Origin of the sequence: Streptococcus mitis, assembly GCF_003943905.1 — a bacterium.
GTDB classification, from domain to species: Bacteria; Bacillota; Bacilli; order Lactobacillales; family Streptococcaceae; genus Streptococcus; species Streptococcus mitis_BC.
Genome location: NZ_RJNS01000003.1, coordinates 136,821 through 153,539, shown reverse-complemented (window position 1 = coordinate 153,539; position 16,719 = coordinate 136,821). Strand labels below are relative to the sequence as shown.

The following is a 16,719-nucleotide window of genomic DNA, read 5'->3' as shown; positions in this document are numbered from 1 at the left end:
AAAAGTAACTATGTTTGATCTTCAGGGAGCCTGTGGTGATTGTGAACAGGTGGTTGGAAGTAGTGAAAGTGGGCTGATTTTAAAAATGAATTTGAAACAATGAAAATTCGGTGCGCACACCTTACAGTGCAACTTGTTGTTAGACAAGGCAGAGATGTAAGGGGGGATAGTCCCTTTATAATTGAGGTGGCACCGCGTTACCAACGCCCTCACACGGAAGTAGATTCTGTGTGTGGGCTTTTTTCATATCTTTAAATTAATACTGAAAGAGGAAAATTTTATGACAACTAAAGGATATTTTGGACAATTTGGTGGTAGTTTTGTACCGGAGCCGATTCAGGCTTTGTTGGATGAGTTGGAAGTGACATTTGACAAATACAAGGATGATCCAGAATTTTTGGCAGAATTTCGCCATTACTTGAAGGATTATTCAGGTCGCGAAACACCGCTTTATTTTGCGGAAAGTTTGACAGATCACTTAGGTGGCGCTAAGATTTATCTCAAGCGCGAAGACCTGAACCATCTGGGTTCTCACAAGCTTAACAACGTTTTAGGGCAAATCCTTCTTGCCAAACGTATGGGCAAAAAACGAGTGATCGCGGAAACAGGAGCTGGTCAACACGGTGTTGCGACAGCAGCGGCTGCAGCCAAGTTTGGTATGGCCTGTGATGTCTACATGGGGGCAGAAGATGTGGAACGTCAACGCCTCAATGTTTTCCGCATGGAGATGATGGGAGCAACTGTTCACGCGGTTGAAACGGGAACTCGAACTCTCAAGGACGCGGTTGATGCAGCCTTTGGAGCATGGATGAATGATCTTGAAGCCTTCTACGTTTTGGGATCTGCTGTAGGTCCTCATCCTTATCCTACAATTGTTCATGAATTCCAAAAGGTCATCAGTGAAGAATCTCGTCGTCAAATCTTAGAAAAAGAAGGCCGTTTACCAGACTACGTCATTGCCTGTGTAGGTGGTGGTTCCAATGCCATCGGTGCTTTTTCACAGTATGTAGCTGATGAAGAAGTCAAATTGATTGGGGTAGAAGCCGCTGGTCACGGACTTGACACAGACAAGCACGCAGCCACTATGACAAAAGGTAGTGTCGGAATTGTCGACGGTATGAAGACTTATGCAGTCTTTAAGGAAGATGGAGAGCTGGCGCCAGTTTACTCTATCTCAGCTGGTTTGGACTATCCAGGGGTTGGTCCAGAACACGCCTACTTTAAAGATTCTGGCCGCGTAGAATATGTGGCAGCGACAGATGAAGAAGCGGTTCAAGCCTTGCTCCTTCTTAGTAAGACAGAAGGGATTATCCCAGCGATTGAAAGTTCGCACGCGATCGCAGAAGCAGTTAAACGTGCACCGAAACTAAGTAAAGATGAGATTATCATCATCAATGTCTCTGGGCGTGGAGACAAGGACGTAGCTGCGATTGCAGACTACCTAGAAGCTAAAAAATAAGAGATGGAAAAATTACAGTCTTTTCTCTCCCAGAGAGCTTGTGGTTGCTGGAAACAAGCAGAGAAAACTGTAAGGTTGGGTCCATCTGAAACGAGAGAAGAAAACATAATTCTCAAGGGAGTGCCCTTTATCGCACAGCCTGTTACAGAATCTTTCTAAGACAGGAATGAGAGATAGGAGAAATCCTATAATTGAGGTGGCACCGCGAATTTCGTCCTCACGCAAGTTATTTTGCGTGGGGATTTTTCATACAGTCGCCACGGACTAGAATTAGAACTGAAAGGGAAATTACAATGGAACGAATCATTCATGGAGATGTCTTATCACCAATATTGGCTTATATGCGTCTAAAGGGGCAACACAAGGTTATCTTAGAGAGTATTCCGAGAGACAAGGAAACCGCTCGTTTTTCTATCCTAGCCTATAATCCAGTTTTTGAGATTCAGTTTGAAAATGGAGTCCTTTATCAAAATGGTCAAGTGATTGATCGGGATCCTTTGGATTTCCTTTATGAAGTGACTCATAAGAGCCAGCACCATTCAGACCTACCTTTTGGTGGGGGAGCTATTGGCTTTGTGGGGTACGATATGATTTCTCTTTATGAAGAAATTGGACAAATCCCTGAGGATACCATTGGGACGCCAGACATGCATTTCTTTGTCTATGAGAGCTATATGGTCTTTGACCACAAGAAGGAAAAAATTCATGTCATAGAGGATGCTCTCTATAGCGAGCGCAGTCAAGAAGACTTGAAAGAATCCTTGAACCAAGTGCTTGTGGAATTACGCATCCCTGCTCCAAATGAATTTGAAGATTTGGATTTATCTCCGCTCGACTTCAAACCGCATATCGCTCCTCAGAAGTTTGAGCAAATGGTCGAAACAGCTCGTGACTTGATTCGTAACGGGGATATGTTCCAATGTGTGCTCAGTCAGCGTTTCTCAGCAGAAGTTACTGGAAATCCATTTGATTTCTATAGGAATCTTCGAGTGACCAATCCATCTAATTACCTCTATTTCTATGATTTTGGGGATTATCAAATCATCGGTGCCAGTCCTGAAAGTTTGGTTTCTGTCAAAAACGGTATCGTGACAACCAATCCGATTGCAGGTACGCGACCAAGAGGCACAGCGGATGAAGAGGACAAGGCCTTGGCGACAGACCTGCTTTCTGATGAGAAGGAAACAGCAGAGCATCGGATGTTGGTAGACTTGGGGCGTAACGATATTGGTCGCATCTCTGAAACAGCCAGTGTCCAAGTCACCAAGTATATGGAAGTGGAGCTCTTCCGCTATGTCATGCATTTGACCAGCGTGGTGAAAGGGCGTTTGCTTCCCGAACTCACTGCCATGGATGCTTTGAAAGCTACACTTCCAGCTGGGACAGTTTCAGGAGCACCAAAGATTCGGGCCATGAGACGCATCTATGAACTGGAAACGGAAAAACGGGGCGTATATGCAGGAGCAATCGGCTACTTGTCTGCGACGGGTGATATGGACTTCGCCATCGCCATCCGAACTATGATTCTCAAAAATCAAAAAGCCTATGTTCAGGCTGGGGCAGGGATTGTCTATGACTCTATTGCTCAAAACGAATATCAAGAAACCATTAACAAGGCTAAATCTATGACTAGAATTGGAGAACTAAGACCATGATTTTATTGATTGACAACTATGATTCTTTTACCTATAACTTGGCCCAGTACATTGGGAGTTTTGCAGAAGTGCAGGTCTTGAGAAATGATGATCCCAAGCTGTATGAAGAAGCTGAAAAAGCAGATGGTCTGGTCTTTTCTCCTGGTCCCGGTTGGCCAGTTGATGCTGGAAAGATGGAAGACATGATTCGTGACTTTGCCGGCAAGAAGCCGATTCTAGGGATTTGTTTGGGTCACCAAGCCATCGCAGAAGTCTTTGGTGGGAAGCTAGGTTTGGCTCCAAAAGTCATGCATGGGAAACAGAGCCATATCAGCTTTGAAGCGCCATCTGTTCTCTATCAAGGCATTGAGGATGGTCGTCCAGTCATGCGCTATCACAGCATTTTGATTGAAGAAATGCCAGAAGGCTTTGAAGTGACAGCTCGTTCGACTGATGACCAGGCCATTATGGGAATTCAACACAAAACCCTGCCGATTTATGGCTTCCAGTACCATCCAGAAAGTATCGGAACGCCAGATGGCTTGTCTTCTATTCGAAATTTTATCGAGAAGGTTGTAAAGTGAGGAAACTAGGATGAAAGAAATTATTGAAAAACTAGCGAAATTTGAAAATTTATCAGGTGTGGAAATGACGGATGTCATTGAGCGTATCGTAACTGGGCGTGTAACCGAAGCTCAGATTGCTTCTCTTCTCTTGGCCCTTAAGATGAAGGGGGAAACACCTGAAGAACGCACAGCCATTGCACAAGTCATGAGAGGCCATGCCCAACACATTCCAACTGAGATACATGATGCCATGGACAACTGTGGTACAGGTGGGGACAAGTCTTTCAGCTTTAACATTTCCACAACTGCAGCCTTTGTCTTGGCTGGTGGCGGCATTCATATGGCTAAGCACGGTAACCGTTCGATTTCTTCTAAATCGGGTTCTGCAGATGTCCTTCAAGCATTGGGCATCAATCTTGACCTCAAACCAGCTGAACTAGGTAAGGTTTTTGATAAAACTGGCATCGTCTTTCTCTTTGCTAAAAATATGCACCCAGCTATGAAATACATCATGCCAGCACGTTTGGAATTGGGAATTCCAACAATCATGAACTTGACTGGTCCACTGATTCACCCAATGGCCTTGGAAACACAGCTTCTTGGGATTAGTCGTCCAGAACTGCTAGAAAGTACCGCTCAGGTTTTGAAAAATATGGGCCGCAAGCGTGCCATCGTGGTTGCTGGACCAGAAGGGCTGGATGAAGCTGGCTTGAACGGAACAACCAATATTGCTCTTCTTGAAAATGGCGAAATCACCTTGTCAAGCTTCACTCCAGAGGATTTGGGGATGGAACGCTACGCTATCGAAGATATCCGTGGTGGCAATGCTCAGGAAAATGCAGAAATTTTGCTCAGCGTTCTTCAAAACGAACCAAGTCCATTCTTGGAAACGACAGTCTTGAATGCTGGTCTTGGTTTCTATGCTAATGGTAAGGTAGCTAGTATCAAGGAAGGAGTTGCCTTGGCTCGTCAAGTGATTGCTAGTGGCAAGGCCCTTGAAAAACTCAGACTGTTACAGGAGTACCAAAAATGAGTCAGGAATTTTTATCACGAATCTTAGAACAGAAGGCGCGTGAAGTCGAGCAAATGGAGCTGGAGGAAATCCAGCCCTTGCGCCAGACCTATCGCTTGGCTGACTATTTAAAACAACATCAAGACCGTTTGCAGGTAATCGCTGAGGTCAAGAAGGCTAGCCCTAGTCTGGGAGATATCAATCTCGATGTGGATATTGTGCAACAGGCCCAGACTTATGAAGCGAACGGAGCAGTGATGATTTCGGTTTTGACAGATGAAGTTTTCTTTAAAGGGCATTTGGATTATTTGCGTGAGATTTCCAGTCAGGTAAACATTCCGACGCTTAATAAGGACTTTATCATCGATGAAAAGCAAATCATCCGTGCTCGCAATGCGGGTGCGACAGTCATCTTGCTCATTGTGGCAGCCTTGTCAGAAGAACGCCTTAAGGAACTTTACGACTATGCGACAGAGCTTGGTCTAGAAGTTTTGGTGGAGACTCACAATCTTGCTGAACTAGAGGTGGCCCACAGACTGGGTGCTGAGATTATTGGGGTTAACAACCGTAACTTGACCACCTTTGAAGTCGACTTGCAGACCAGTGTAGACTTGGCTCAGCACTTTAAGAAAGGTCACTATTACATTTCTGAATCTGCCATTTTCACAGGACAGGATGCGGAACGAGTAGCATCATCCTTTAACGGAATTTTGGTGGGAACAGCTCTCATGCAGGCAGAGGATGTGGCTCAAAGAATCAAGGAGTTGCAGATTGACAAAGGTTAAGATTTGTGGATTATCGACCAAAGAAGCGGTAGAGACAGCCGTATCAGCAGGGGCAGACTACATTGGTTTTGTCTTTGCGCTTAGTAAAAGACAGGTGAGCTTGGAAGAGGCTGCTGAGCTCGCAAAGCACATTCCTTCCGATGTAAAAAAGGTTGGCGTATTTGTTTCACCAAGTAGGACAGAACTACTAGAAGCAATTAAAAAAGTTGGCTTGGACTTGGTTCAAGTTCATGGTCAGGTAGCAGATGATTTGTTTGAGGATTCACCTTGTGCCAGCATTCAGGCTGTGCAGGTGGATGGAGAGGGGCATGTGCCCAATTCTCGGGCAGATTATCTACTCTTTGATGCCCCTGTGGCAGGGAGTGGCCAGATCTTTGACTGGGGCCAACTGGATACGGCAGAACTAGCTCAGCCTTTCTTTATCGCAGGTGGGCTTAAGGAAGACAATGTAGTAAAAGCAATTCGACACTTTACTCCCTATGCAGTCGATGTATCAAGTGGAGTGGAGACAGATGGACAAAAAGATCATGAAAAGATTAGAAGATTTATAGAGAGGGCAAAGAATGGCATATCAAGAACCAAATAAAGATGGATTTTACGGAAAATTCGGCGGACGTTTTGTCCCAGAAACATTGATGACAGCAGTTTTGGAGTTGGAAAAAGCTTATCGTGAAAGTCAGGCGGACCCAAGTTTCCAAGAGGAATTAAACCAGCTCTTACGCCAGTATGTAGGACGTGAAACTCCCCTTTACTACGCAAAAAACTTGACCCAGCATATCGGTGGAGCTAAGATTTATCTCAAACGGGAAGACCTCAATCACACAGGGGCCCACAAGATTAACAATGCCTTGGGCCAAGTTCTTCTGGCTAAGCGCATGGGCAAAAAGAAAATTATCGCTGAAACAGGTGCTGGTCAGCACGGTGTAGCAACTGCAACAGCTGCAGCCCTCTTTAACATGGAATGTACCATTTACATGGGTGAGGAAGATGTCAAACGACAAGCCCTCAATGTCTTCCGTATGGAGCTTTTGGGAGCCAAGGTTGAGGCAGTAACAGATGGTTCGCGCGTGCTCAAGGATGCGGTCAATGCAGCCCTCCGTTCATGGGTGGCAAATATCGACGATACCCACTATATCCTTGGTTCTGCCTTAGGACCTCATCCATTCCCAGAAATCGTTCGTGACTTCCAAAGTGTCATCGGTCGAGAAGCCAAACAACAGTACCGTGACTTGACAGGTCAAGATTTGCCAGATGCTCTAGTAGCTTGTGTTGGTGGTGGTTCTAATGCTATCGGTCTCTTCCATCCATTTGTAGAAGATGAGTCAGTAGCAATGTATGGGGCTGAAGCAGCAGGACTTGGTGTGGATACAGAGCATCACGCAGCTACCTTGACCAAGGGTCGCCCAGGTGTTCTCCACGGTTCGCTTATGGATGTGCTCCAAGATGCACATGGGCAAATCTTAGAAGCCTTTTCTATCTCAGCAGGGTTAGACTACCCTGGTATCGGTCCAGAACACTCTCACTACCACGATATCAAACGTGCCAGCTATGTTCCTGTGACTGACGAGGAAGCCTTGGAAGGATTCCAACTCTTGTCTCGTGTGGAAGGAATTATCCCAGCCTTGGAATCTAGCCACGCCATTGCCTTTGCAGTGAAATTGGCCAAAGAACTTGGACCAGACAAGTCGATGATTGTCTGCCTATCCGGTCGTGGGGACAAGGATGTAGTTCAAGTCAAAGACCGCTTGGAAGCAGATGCAGCAAAGAAGGGAGAAGCTCATGCCTAAGACACTAACAGAAAAATTGAACGCTATAAAAGCGACTGGAAAAGGAATTTTTGTTCCTTATATCATGGCTGGGGACCATGAGAAAGGTCTGGATGGCCTAGGTGAAACAATCCACTTTTTAGAAGATTTGGGTGTTTCAGCCATTGAAGTGGGTATTCCCTTTTCAGACCCTGTTGCAGATGGCTCTGTTATCGAAGAAGCAGGCTTGCGCAGTCTAGCTCACGGAACTTCTACCCAGGCTTTGGTGGAAACCTTGAAAAGCATTGAAACAGAAGTTCCACTTGTCATTATGACCTACTTCAACCCCCTATTTCAGTACGGTGTTGAGAAATTTGTCAAAGATTTGGCAGATACAGCAGTTAAGGGTTTGATTATCCCAGACCTGCCTCATGAACATGCTAACTTTGTAGAACCATTTTTGGCAGACACAGACATCGCCTTGATTCCCCTAGTTAGTTTGACAACAGGACTTGAGCGTCAAAAAGAGTTGATTGCAGGGGCAGAAGGCTTCGTCTATGCCGTTGCCATTAATGGGGTGACAGGGAAGTCAGGCAATTACCGTGCAGACTTGGACAAGCACTTGGCACAATTGCATCAAGTAGCTGACATCCCAGTCTTGACAGGTTTTGGTGTTTCTAGTCAAGCTGATGTAGAACGTTTCAATGCAGTGTCAGATGGCGTTATCGTCGGTTCAAAAATCGTAAAAGCTCTCCACCAAGGAGAGCCAATTGAGGACTTTATCAAACAAGCAGTAGCTTACCAAAAATAATCATGCAAGCAGCAAGTAAGAGGAAAGGCACGAAAGGAAGTCTTTCCTTTTTCTTTTTCAGGAGAAAGGCTAGAATTCCTGTTGCAGAAGCGAACTGAATCAAGATGAGTAGTTCGGTCACACTAAAGACGAGAGCACAAGAAGCCAGAAAGAGAAAATCCCCTGCACCCATGCGAATATCGATAAAATGCGCCAAAATTCCAAGGGCAAGAAAGAAGACCATGACCAGATTCCAACCACAGAAAGCCAGGATGATTAGGTGAAAAGTCAGCCAGACCAGTAGGGGATATTCCTGATGGCGAAAGTCGTAGATACCCAAGGTCAAGCCAGCAGTGATGAGGATGACTTGTCCTATGGAAATACAGCCCCAAGACCAAGCCAGAAAGACAAGCCCTAAGCCGAGTTCAAAGAGAGCATACCAGATTGGATAGCGAATCTTGCAGTAGCGACAGCGAAAGCGATTGAAGACCTGCGAAAGGATAGGAATCAAATCTAGCGGACGCAAGCGAGTCTGACAGGAATTGCAGTGGCTAGCTGGTCGAATAATGGATTGGTCAGGGAAACGGTCAATGACCAAACCTAGAAAGGAAGCGAGAATGTTCCCGACAAGAAAAAAATAAAGATCAATCATACTTATCTATTCGTAAAAAATAGAAGAAGTAGTATAATAAAGAAACATTGATAAGATGGTGAGGTCAAGATGATGATTCGTTTTGAAGAAAATGTGAGCACAGAAAATGCTCAGCTCGTATGCCAATGGTCCAACTCCCTTGGCAAATCCTTTCAAGAACAATGGATGGGAACAATGATTCCTTTTCCTTTAACAATTCAAATCTTGCAAGATTTGGAAGGAATCTTTTCAATCTTTGATGGACAAGAGTTTGTGGGGCTTATCCAGAAAATTAGGCTAGAAGACAGGAATCTTCATATCGGGAGATTTTTTATCAACCCCCAGAAACAGGGGCAGGGCTTAGGTAGCCAGGCTTTAAGAAAATTTGTTAGTTTGGCCTTTGAAAATGAAGACATAGATACTATTTCTCTAAATGTCTATGAGGCAAATCAAACAGCTTACAAGCTTTACCAAAAAGAAGGATTTGAAATCGTTCAAATGGTTGAAGTACCTATACGAAAATACATCATGAAAAAGGGGAGATAGAAAGCAAAAAAGCCTTGAAACCAAGGCTTTTTCCTGTTGTATTTAGATGCCCCCTACATGAATTTGTAAGAACTTTTCATATTGAAAATAAACAAAAATGTTGAAATATAGCTGATTTTAGGGAAATACTTTTAGGTATTTTCAATGTCAGGATTTAAAAATGGGGCAAAAGTGGGGCAAAAACAAATTAACGAAAAAAATATCGAGTTCGTGCATCAAGTAAATGATAAATTGCAAGAATAAGTGCAACATTTACTCGAACTCATCCTCTAGAGCTTCACTAGCAGTTCTGTAAGCTAAACATTTTCGTGGTCGGTGATTGATATCATATAAAGCCTTGGTTCCCAAAGCTTTTTAATGTTATAAACTCATTAAAATAATCCCCAGTTAGATTTGGAATATTTTTTATTCTGTGTCATATAAAAATAAATAAAATGAATGGCTATAGCTAGAGCTAAAATGGTTGTTATACTCACTACTATTATAGGATTAGAAGCAAAGATTAAAGAGAGAATCAAGGCAGCCAGATAGAGTGTCGCTTGGACACAGTAGTAACTTTTCGAATAGCGAAGATAGTGTTTGTTATGGGGCCCATTTACTAGGACAGCAGCTTGAAAGAGGCCAAATCCGATATAAGAGAAGCTGGTTGCAAAGAGACGATTAGCTTCAGGATTCTGAAGAAAGCCCATCGATACAGTCATCATCATAAGTCCAATGAAAATAGGATAGTGACTGTAAATTAGAAATAGCCCCTTTTGATTAGATTTTTCATCAATAGCATGGTCGAATTGACCAAAATAAAACAAGAACAGAGAAATCATAATAATGAAATAAAGAACCGAATAAATCGAGAAATTCTCGATTGTAAAGAAGTTAGCTAGCTCCGTAATCATCTCTCCAAACATAATAATGACAAGAAGGGAGATGCGCTCGATTAAATGGGGGAGATTTACCTGGTAATGCTTATCTTTATTAAGCAAGATACTTGGCATAATAAATGTTAGCAGAATACTAGCAAATAAGACAGAGACTCCAACGTAAATAGGAAGAAGAGCTGCTAGATAGACTCCTAAACTTCCTAGAGCTGTTATCCATAGAAAACCTTTGATACTTTCCCGATTAACATCATCGGTTGATTTTCTAAAAAATTCAACCAAATATTGAAAAAATAAGGTAAGGGTTAATGTACCAATAGCCCAACAGAGATAATGAAAATATTGTTGCCAATCAGGTCCAATCATATTGGCTATAAAGAGTAAAATTCCCATTTTGATAAACATGATTACTATGTTAAATAAAGAGTTCTTTCCATAGTGATTGGTATAATCGGTTTGAATCATCCAGGAATTGATGAGAAGCAAAGTAGCAATGAAAAAATCAAGGAAAGAATTCCAAGTCAAAATACCGTTATGAAGATGGTCAATTAAAGTAGTTACTTTTGAAATTGCAAAAACAAAAACTAAGTCATAAAAAAGTTCTGAAAATTCTACACGTTTATGTTTAATAAGAGTTGTCATCTTAAGACCTTTCTATTTTAGAAGTACAATTTATTATAACAGAAAATGGTAATGAGAGAAAAGGAGATGCTTAAATAACTTTATGTGGCGCGAATGAACTGCGCCACAAAAGTTAGGTTTTTTCTGTCTAACTTTTGGGGTGCAGTTCAGAAGGGGTGTTTTTTCTATCGTTTTTTAGTGCTAAGACTACACAAAAAAGCCTTGATTCCAAGGCTTTTTCCTGTTGATTTAGATGCCCCCTACAGGGATTTGGAAAGGACTTTCATATTGAGAGCAATTAAAAATATTGAAATATAAGTGATTTTAGGTATTTTCAATGTCATGATTTAAAAATGGGACAAAAGTGGGGCAAAAACCATACAGATTCTAAACTGTATGGTTCTTTTTTTATCTAACCAAGAAAGGTTAAAACTTATTAAAACACATGCAATCAACTGTTGAAAACTTTTTAGTCCGTGTAATATAAAAACAAGTAAAAAGTTGAACTATAGGGAATATTGTGTCATAATAAGTAATAGATGAATAATTAATAGATTGGAAATAATGCTTTCTTACCTTAACAAGTTGAATTGGTTATACATTTTTTCGTCTCAATTGTACTTATCTCTCGAGTTTAGCTAGTTTTTATAAGCTCTGGTTTCTAATCAATATAACAAATTTTAGAAGTGCATAAGACAAGATGGTGACATTACTACAGTCATTTCTAGTCACCATATGTTGCTGGCACAGGCTGTTTGTAGTGTTGGCTATTTACTAGTCAGTTTAATCGGAGTGTTTAATTTTTATTGTTGAAAGGTTTTTATATGGCGAAAATTCTATCTTTAGGTCTGACAGGTAAGAAATTACTTGCTCAGGGGTTCTTGTTTGTTCTGCTAGGTCTCATCTTGATGGTCACGGGGACTTGGTTGCCAGTAACAGTTATTCGCCTGGTTCTGTTTTTAGCTTGGATAGCAACGGTCGTAGATTTGCTATTAAGAGTTTTCAAAAAAAGCCAGTCAACGGATACCTTGGGAGTTGCACTGGTTAAATTGTTAGTGCTGGGATATTTGCTTGGCTCCAATCTTGCGACGGATGTGCCGATTTATATTTTGGCTCTTGTGATTGGAGTTTATCAGATTTTTCATGCTAGTATTAACCTTGTCACCTATGTTCTCTACCGCAAAAACAAAATTCGACCTCGTTTTCGTCTCTTACTAGATGGACTCGTACTAGTTTTTCTTGGTGGGACTAGTCTTTTGTCCTCTACAGGAAATTCTGTCTTTCAACTCTTTGTATTAGGGGCTTATTTTTTCCTTTATGGTGTGTCCAATATCCGTGATGGTTTCTTGTTTGAGGAGGAAATTGGGAAAAACCATCTCAAACGTCGCATTAGAATTAGCTTACCTATTGTCCTAGCCGCTCTCATCCCTGCAAGAACTTTAGCAAAAATTAACAAATTTATGCTGGAAAATGCTGATGAGGAAGAAGATATCCATCTTGGAATAGTGAAGTCTGGTAAGACAGCGGAGCTTGAAATTTTTGTTCATACAGCTGAGACCTCTCTGTTTTCGGCAATTGGTCATGTGGATATCTGCTATCAAGGCCGTGTTATTTCTTATGGCAACTATGATCCGTCTTCTGAGACCTTATTTGGCATGGTAGGAGATGGTGTCTTATATTTCTGTGATCGTGACAAGTACATTGACCTATGTAAACGTGAGAGTCAAAAAACGCTTTTTGGTTATGGGATAGATTTGACGCCTGAAATGGAAAAAGCAGTTCAGAAAAAGTTGGCTGAATTGAAACAACTGACGATTCCATGGGAGCCAAGTGCAGATAAAATCATGACAGGTGATGGTAAGGAAGACTACACCTACGCTTATAAAATCAGACATGAGACAGATGGGGAACTTTATAAATTTATCAAATCTAAGTTTAAATCCTACTTTGTCTTATCTACAAACTGTGTGCTCTTGGCTGATACCATAGTCGGTCAGGCTGGCACCGATATCCTCTCACCCAAAGGATTTATCGCTCCAGGAACTTACCAAGCCTACCTTAATCGAGAGTTTGAAAAACCAAATAGTATAGTCGTATCTAAACATGTTTATTAATGAGAATTTATGAACTTAGTAAAAAAATACACCCCGTTAATACTTTTTATAGGGCTGGTTGCTCTTGTAATTCTGAATGCATCGAGCTTTATATCAGGAGCAATCTCTCTCTTTGATGTAATATCAACCTTGATTTATGGTGCTGTTATTGCTTTTGTGCTTAATGTTCCTATGAAAAAAATTGAACAGTACTTAGTTAAATTGAAGGTAAAGGCAGAGTTGCGTCGTCCGATTGCCATGGTACTTGTTTTCCTAGCTCTTATCTTAATCGTGATTGCTCTTTTGGTTTTGGTGCTGCCAACCCTAGCCCAGACTATTAGTCAGCTGGGAACAGTCCTTTCAACAGTCCTTACTCAACTTGGGAAATTGCTAGGCAGCTCGGAATTTGTAACCAAAGACATGTTGTCAACTATCGTATCAGGCATACAGGGACAATCTAGTTCTATTAGCCAAGCTTTGATAGGTTTTTTATCAGGTCTGACTAGTAATATCGGCAATATTTTTTCAAGTTTGATGAATGCCTTTTTGATTATAGTCTTCACCTTTTCATTTTTATCCAGTAAGGAACATTTGGCAGCGATGACGAGTCGACTTCTAAAAGTTTTTCTTCCAGAGAAGGTGGTGATAAAGTTGACTTACATTGGACAAGTAGCACTAGAGACTTATGACCAATTTTTGATGAGTCAGCTGATTGAAGCAGTCATCATAGGAGTTATGATAGCGGTTGGTTACAGCGTGTTTGGGATACCCTATGGAGTAATGACAGGTATCTTTGCAGGAGTGCTATCGTTCATTCCTTATGTAGGGCCTATGATTGCTTGTGTTGTGGGAGCGATTTTTATCTTCACAGTGAGTCCTACTCAAGCCTTACTTTCTCTTCTTCTATATCAAATCATACAACTGATTGAGGGAAATCTTATCTATCCCAAAGTTGTGGGTCAATCTATTGGCTTACCAGCCCTTTTCACGCTTGCGGCTGCTAGTATCGGAGGGAATCTTTTCGGACTACTTGGAATGATATTCTTTACCCCCGTATTTGCTGTTATCTATCGACTGGTTAAAGAATTTGTCGTTGCAAAGGAAAATCAGGTAGATTAAGAAAAACTAAATTTAATAAGATATACTGAGAAGAGAGTGAGAGATTCTCTTCTCTTTTATTTTTAAATACTTTTCTACAAAAAGCTATTAGACGTTAAAAAAAGCCTTGGTTTCAAGGCTTATTTCTGTTGATTTAGATGTGCCCCCTGCAGGGCTCGAACCTGCGACCCATAGATTAAGAGTCTACTGCTCTACCAACTGATCTAAGAAGGCAAATAAAAAGCTGAGAATGTAACTTCCCAGCTTTTTTAATATGCCCAAAATGGCAGCTAGATTATTTACGAAAGGCATCAAGGATATAGGTGAAACCAACAATTAAAAATGCAAAGGCAACGACATAAACGACAAAGACACTTGTAGCTACTGGATTGAACAAAATCACTAGACCTAGTAAAAATGCAAGCAACGCTATCCACATGATATGGTTGCCAATAATAGGGAAAATCAATCCCAGACGATTGCCTTTAAAGAAAGCTATAATGGCTTCTACAATTAACCAAATTCCTAAAATAGTTGGAATGACAACTGGCAGCGTCACAAAGCCATAGGCAACGAGGTAAAGAGCTAAGAGAAGATTAACAATCCCTTGGAAAAGATGAGCTGGTGAGCGAAGCTCTTTTGGTACAGAGAAATAGCCTAAAATAGCTGCTATAGAAGAAACCAGTAAACCAAATGCAATCCACCAGCTGTAAGCAACAAGATTAGCTACTGGGTTTGTAAATAGGAAAAGTCCTAAAAGGACAAAAACAACTCCTGCAAGGAATAGCAGTAAACGATTAGAAAATTTCATTTCAATACCCCCTATATAGTATAGTATAGTTTGATAATAAAAATATTATACACCTTTTTAGAGGAAATGTCAATAAACAAAATGGAAAATTTGGAAGTTTCAGTCTGATTTATGAAAAGAAAATCAGTTTTTATTATTTTGAAAATAAAAAGAGAAGATAAAATTTGTCTTCTCTACATGAAAATATTGTATGGCATCAAAGCAAAAGTAACTGGCTTTACGCTATTTGTAAAGATGTAATTTGATTCAAAAAGAAAAGATAGATTTAAAATGTGGGACAAATGATGAGGCAAATCAGTTATAGATAAGCAAAAAAGCCTTGGAACTCAAGGCTTTTTCCTGTTGATTTAGATGCCCCCTACAGGGATCGAACCTGTGACCCACGGATTAAGAGTCCGCTGCTCTGCCAGCTGAGCTAAGGAGGCAAAGAAAAAAGCTGTATTGGTGCCGAAACTTCACGGTTTGTATTGAACCCGCGCAATTAAGCAGGTGGGCAACTCGCTCTAACTGAAGCTGTTTCCGTGTGAGACGGCCTACATGCTGTTAGAAGACTTTTGTTTCCCTAATAATACAAAAAATAGTCGGTCAACACTTAAGTGTGAAGTCGTACACCACAGCGTTTCTATGTTTATATGATACCACTTTTTCAAAAAAAATCAAGAGGAAAGTGCAATTTTTTGAAAAGGATTTCAGATTTTTCGCAAACGGTCGATAGCTTCCTTTCTTTGAGCCAAGGCCCGTTCGTACTTGCCAGTATCTTCTGGAGAGAAGTAGTGATGATCTCGAATTTTTTCTGGCAAGTAATCTTGTTTGACCCAGTGTCCAGGATAGTTGTGCGGATAGAGATAGTTTTGCGCATTCCCTAGTTCCTTGCTTCCACTGTAGTGGCCATCGCGCAGGTGTCGAGGGATAGGCAAATGCCCTGATGTTTTGAGATCAGCAAGGGCCTTGTCCATGGCCACATAGGCTGAGTTGGATTTTGGAGAGAGGGCCAAATCAATCACGACATTGGCAATGAGAATGCGAGCTTCTGGAAAGCCAATCTTTTGAGCAGCATCTAGAGCAGTTACGGTATGAATCTGAGCTTCAGGATTGGCCAAACCGATATCTTCATAAGCAATAACAGTCAAGCGACGAGCGAGACTAGGCAGATCCCCAGCCTCAATCAAGCGGGCCGCGTAGTGGAGACTGGCATCAACATCCGAGCCACGGATGGACTTTTGCAGGGCTGAAAGGACATCGTAGTGACCGTCCCCATCCTTATCCATGGTAATGTAACTCCTCTGCAGGCTGTTTTCCATGATATCAAGAGTGATATGGCGGATGCCCTTGTCATTTTCGGGAGTAGAAAGAACAGCCAAGTCAAGTGAGTTGAAGGCAGAGCGAAGATCTCCGTTTGTAGAAGTTGCGATGAAATCCAGCGCATCCTCATCTAGCTCAACTGGAAAATCAAAACCACGCTCAGGGTCAGTTAGAGCTATCTGAAGAGCCTCTTTGACGTCTTGGTTAGACAGAGGTTCCAACTCAAAAATTTGAACACGGCTACGGATGGCAGGAGTGACAGAAAAGAAGGGATTTTCAGTCGTAGCACCAATCATGATGACCAGACCACTTTCTAAGAGTGGTAGAAGAAAGTCTTGCTTAGTCTTGTCAAGACGATGAATCTCGTCTAGTAGCAGTACAAGGCCACCTGAGAATTTAGCCTCTTCAGCGATTTCTTGGAGACGTTTTTTACTATCAACAGTGGCATTGAAGGTCCGAAAGGCATACTTGGTCGTTCCAGCGATGGCAGAGGCGATACTGGTTTTGCCGATTCCTGGAGGTCCGTAGAGAATCATGGAGGACAGGCGGTTGGCCTCCACCATACGACGGATAATTTTTCCAGGTCCTACCAGATGCTCTTGACCGATGACCTGGTCGATGGTTTTAGGGCGCATGCGAAGCGCGAGATTGTCAGGCATAGCAGTCCTTTCTAACGTGGATTTTCTGATGTATATATGGTAAGATGGTAGTATCTATTTTAGCATATTTCCGAGTATTCGGGGCGATTAAA

The 16,719-nt window shown here is 41.8% G+C and carries 15 protein-coding genes, 2 tRNA genes and 1 other annotated feature; of the genes, 11 read left to right on the top strand and 6 right to left on the bottom strand.

What is annotated here, in order from left to right; translation table 11 throughout:
* Positions 1 to 280 precede the first annotated feature (280 nt).
* The 8 genes from trpB (D8854_RS06620) (at position 281) to trpA (ending at position 8,012) form a co-directional block, all read left to right on the top strand.
* Positions 281 to 1,459 carry a tryptophan synthase subunit beta gene (gene trpB, locus D8854_RS06620; RefSeq protein ID WP_009730495.1) on the top strand — a complete coding sequence of 393 codons (1,179 nt, stop codon included), beginning with the start codon at positions 281 to 283 and terminating at the stop codon, positions 1,457 to 1,459.
* Positions 1,450 to 1,681, top strand: a binding site (T-box leader). Its footprint overlaps the gene before it by 10 nt.
* Before the next feature lie 71 nt (positions 1,682 to 1,752).
* A complete protein-coding gene (trpE, locus tag D8854_RS06615; protein WP_038804942.1) occupies positions 1,753 to 3,114 on the top strand; it encodes an anthranilate synthase component I in 1,362 nt (453 codons plus the stop codon).
* Positions 3,111 to 3,677, top strand: a complete 567-nt coding sequence (locus tag D8854_RS06610) for an aminodeoxychorismate/anthranilate synthase component II (RefSeq protein ID WP_038804943.1) — start codon at positions 3,111 to 3,113, stop codon at positions 3,675 to 3,677. Before trpE ends, D8854_RS06610 begins: the two co-directional genes overlap by 4 nt.
* A 10-nt stretch (positions 3,678 to 3,687) precedes the next feature.
* Positions 3,688 to 4,692, top strand: coding sequence for an anthranilate phosphoribosyltransferase (gene trpD, locus D8854_RS06605; RefSeq protein ID WP_038804944.1), 1,005 nt, complete (start codon positions 3,688 to 3,690; stop codon positions 4,690 to 4,692).
* Complete coding sequence (trpC, locus tag D8854_RS06600) at positions 4,689 to 5,456, top strand: indole-3-glycerol phosphate synthase TrpC (protein ID WP_038804945.1); 768 nt, start codon at positions 4,689 to 4,691, stop codon at positions 5,454 to 5,456. The genes trpD and trpC overlap by 4 nt, the downstream gene beginning before the upstream one ends.
* The gene (locus D8854_RS06595; RefSeq protein ID WP_038804946.1) at positions 5,443 to 6,042 is read left to right on the top strand and encodes a phosphoribosylanthranilate isomerase; all 600 of its coding nucleotides are present in this window, start codon (positions 5,443 to 5,445) and stop codon (positions 6,040 to 6,042) included. The genes trpC and D8854_RS06595 overlap by 14 nt, the downstream gene beginning before the upstream one ends.
* A complete protein-coding gene (gene trpB, locus D8854_RS06590; RefSeq protein ID WP_000331265.1) occupies positions 6,020 to 7,243 on the top strand; it encodes a tryptophan synthase subunit beta in 1,224 nt (407 codons plus the stop codon). The genes D8854_RS06595 and trpB (D8854_RS06590) overlap by 23 nt, the downstream gene beginning before the upstream one ends.
* Positions 7,236 to 8,012, top strand: a complete 777-nt coding sequence (gene trpA, locus D8854_RS06585; protein ID WP_038804947.1) for a tryptophan synthase subunit alpha — start codon at positions 7,236 to 7,238, stop codon at positions 8,010 to 8,012. The genes trpB (D8854_RS06590) and trpA overlap by 8 nt, the downstream gene beginning before the upstream one ends.
* On the opposite strand, the gene D8854_RS06580 is transcribed toward trpA, so the two are convergent.
* On the bottom strand, positions 7,984 to 8,643 hold the full coding sequence (locus D8854_RS06580) for a prepilin peptidase (protein WP_038804948.1): 660 nt from the start codon (positions 8,641 to 8,643) through the stop codon (positions 7,984 to 7,986). The two genes, trpA and D8854_RS06580, sit on opposite strands and share 29 nt — an antisense overlap.
* Positions 8,644 to 8,712: 69 nt before the next feature.
* Here D8854_RS06580 and D8854_RS06575 point away from each other — a divergent pair, with 69 nt between their 5' ends.
* Positions 8,713 to 9,168: a GNAT family N-acetyltransferase gene (locus D8854_RS06575; RefSeq protein ID WP_038804949.1), complete on the top strand. Its 456-nt coding sequence runs from the start codon at positions 8,713 to 8,715 to the stop codon at positions 9,166 to 9,168.
* Positions 9,169 to 9,539: 371 nt separating this feature from the next.
* Here D8854_RS06575 and D8854_RS06565 read toward each other — a convergent pair whose 3' ends face one another.
* The gene (locus tag D8854_RS06565) at positions 9,540 to 10,685 is read right to left on the bottom strand and encodes a low temperature requirement protein A (RefSeq protein WP_125450273.1); all 1,146 of its coding nucleotides are present in this window, start codon (positions 10,683 to 10,685) and stop codon (positions 9,540 to 9,542) included.
* Positions 10,686 to 11,488: 803 nt separating this feature from the next.
* Here D8854_RS06565 and D8854_RS06555 point away from each other — a divergent pair.
* Together D8854_RS06555 and D8854_RS06550 are read left to right on the top strand one after the other, a co-directional pair.
* Complete coding sequence (locus D8854_RS06555) at positions 11,489 to 12,778, top strand: DUF308 domain-containing protein (protein WP_125450272.1); 1,290 nt, start codon at positions 11,489 to 11,491, stop codon at positions 12,776 to 12,778.
* Positions 12,779 to 12,787: 9 nt separating this feature from the next.
* On the top strand, positions 12,788 to 13,876 hold the full coding sequence (locus D8854_RS06550) for an AI-2E family transporter (RefSeq protein WP_185768074.1): 1,089 nt from the start codon (positions 12,788 to 12,790) through the stop codon (positions 13,874 to 13,876).
* Between the two features lie 140 nt (positions 13,877 to 14,016).
* On the opposite strand, the gene D8854_RS06545 is transcribed toward D8854_RS06550, so the two are convergent.
* From D8854_RS06545 to D8854_RS06530, 4 genes are all read right to left on the bottom strand, one after another.
* A tRNA-Lys gene (locus tag D8854_RS06545) sits at positions 14,017 to 14,089 on the bottom strand.
* A gap of 61 nt (positions 14,090 to 14,150) precedes the next feature.
* Positions 14,151 to 14,666, bottom strand: a complete 516-nt coding sequence (locus D8854_RS06540) for a DUF308 domain-containing protein (RefSeq protein ID WP_000672739.1) — start codon at positions 14,664 to 14,666, stop codon at positions 14,151 to 14,153.
* A 352-nt stretch (positions 14,667 to 15,018) separates the two neighbouring features.
* A tRNA-Lys gene (locus tag D8854_RS06535) sits at positions 15,019 to 15,091 on the bottom strand.
* A 264-nt stretch (positions 15,092 to 15,355) separates the two neighbouring features.
* A complete protein-coding gene (locus D8854_RS06530) occupies positions 15,356 to 16,627 on the bottom strand; it encodes a replication-associated recombination protein A (protein ID WP_125450271.1) in 1,272 nt (423 codons plus the stop codon).
* Between the last annotated feature and the right edge of the window lie 92 nt (positions 16,628 to 16,719).

Coding starts and splice junctions, on each gene's coding strand:
- trpB (WP_009730495.1), top strand. CDS start 281: ATGACAACTAAAGGATATTTTGGACAATTTGGTGGTAGTTTTGTACCG.
- trpE (WP_038804942.1), top strand. CDS start 1,753: ATGGAACGAATCATTCATGGAGATGTCTTATCACCAATATTGGCTTAT.
- D8854_RS06610 (WP_038804943.1), top strand. CDS start 3,111: ATGATTTTATTGATTGACAACTATGATTCTTTTACCTATAACTTGGCC.
- trpD (WP_038804944.1), top strand. CDS start 3,688: ATGAAAGAAATTATTGAAAAACTAGCGAAATTTGAAAATTTATCAGGT.
- trpC (WP_038804945.1), top strand. CDS start 4,689: ATGAGTCAGGAATTTTTATCACGAATCTTAGAACAGAAGGCGCGTGAA.
- trpB (WP_000331265.1), top strand. CDS start 6,020: ATGGCATATCAAGAACCAAATAAAGATGGATTTTACGGAAAATTCGGC.
- trpA (WP_038804947.1), top strand. CDS start 7,236: ATGCCTAAGACACTAACAGAAAAATTGAACGCTATAAAAGCGACTGGA.
- D8854_RS06580 (WP_038804948.1), bottom strand. CDS start 8,643: ATGATTGATCTTTATTTTTTTCTTGTCGGGAACATTCTCGCTTCCTTT.
- D8854_RS06575 (WP_038804949.1), top strand. CDS start 8,713: ATGATGATTCGTTTTGAAGAAAATGTGAGCACAGAAAATGCTCAGCTC.
- D8854_RS06565 (WP_125450273.1), bottom strand. CDS start 10,685: ATGACAACTCTTATTAAACATAAACGTGTAGAATTTTCAGAACTTTTT.
- D8854_RS06555 (WP_125450272.1), top strand. CDS start 11,489: ATGGCGAAAATTCTATCTTTAGGTCTGACAGGTAAGAAATTACTTGCT.
- D8854_RS06550 (WP_185768074.1), top strand. CDS start 12,788: ATGAACTTAGTAAAAAAATACACCCCGTTAATACTTTTTATAGGGCTG.
- D8854_RS06540 (WP_000672739.1), bottom strand. CDS start 14,666: ATGAAATTTTCTAATCGTTTACTGCTATTCCTTGCAGGAGTTGTTTTT.
- D8854_RS06530 (WP_125450271.1), bottom strand. CDS start 16,627: ATGCCTGACAATCTCGCGCTTCGCATGCGCCCTAAAACCATCGACCAG.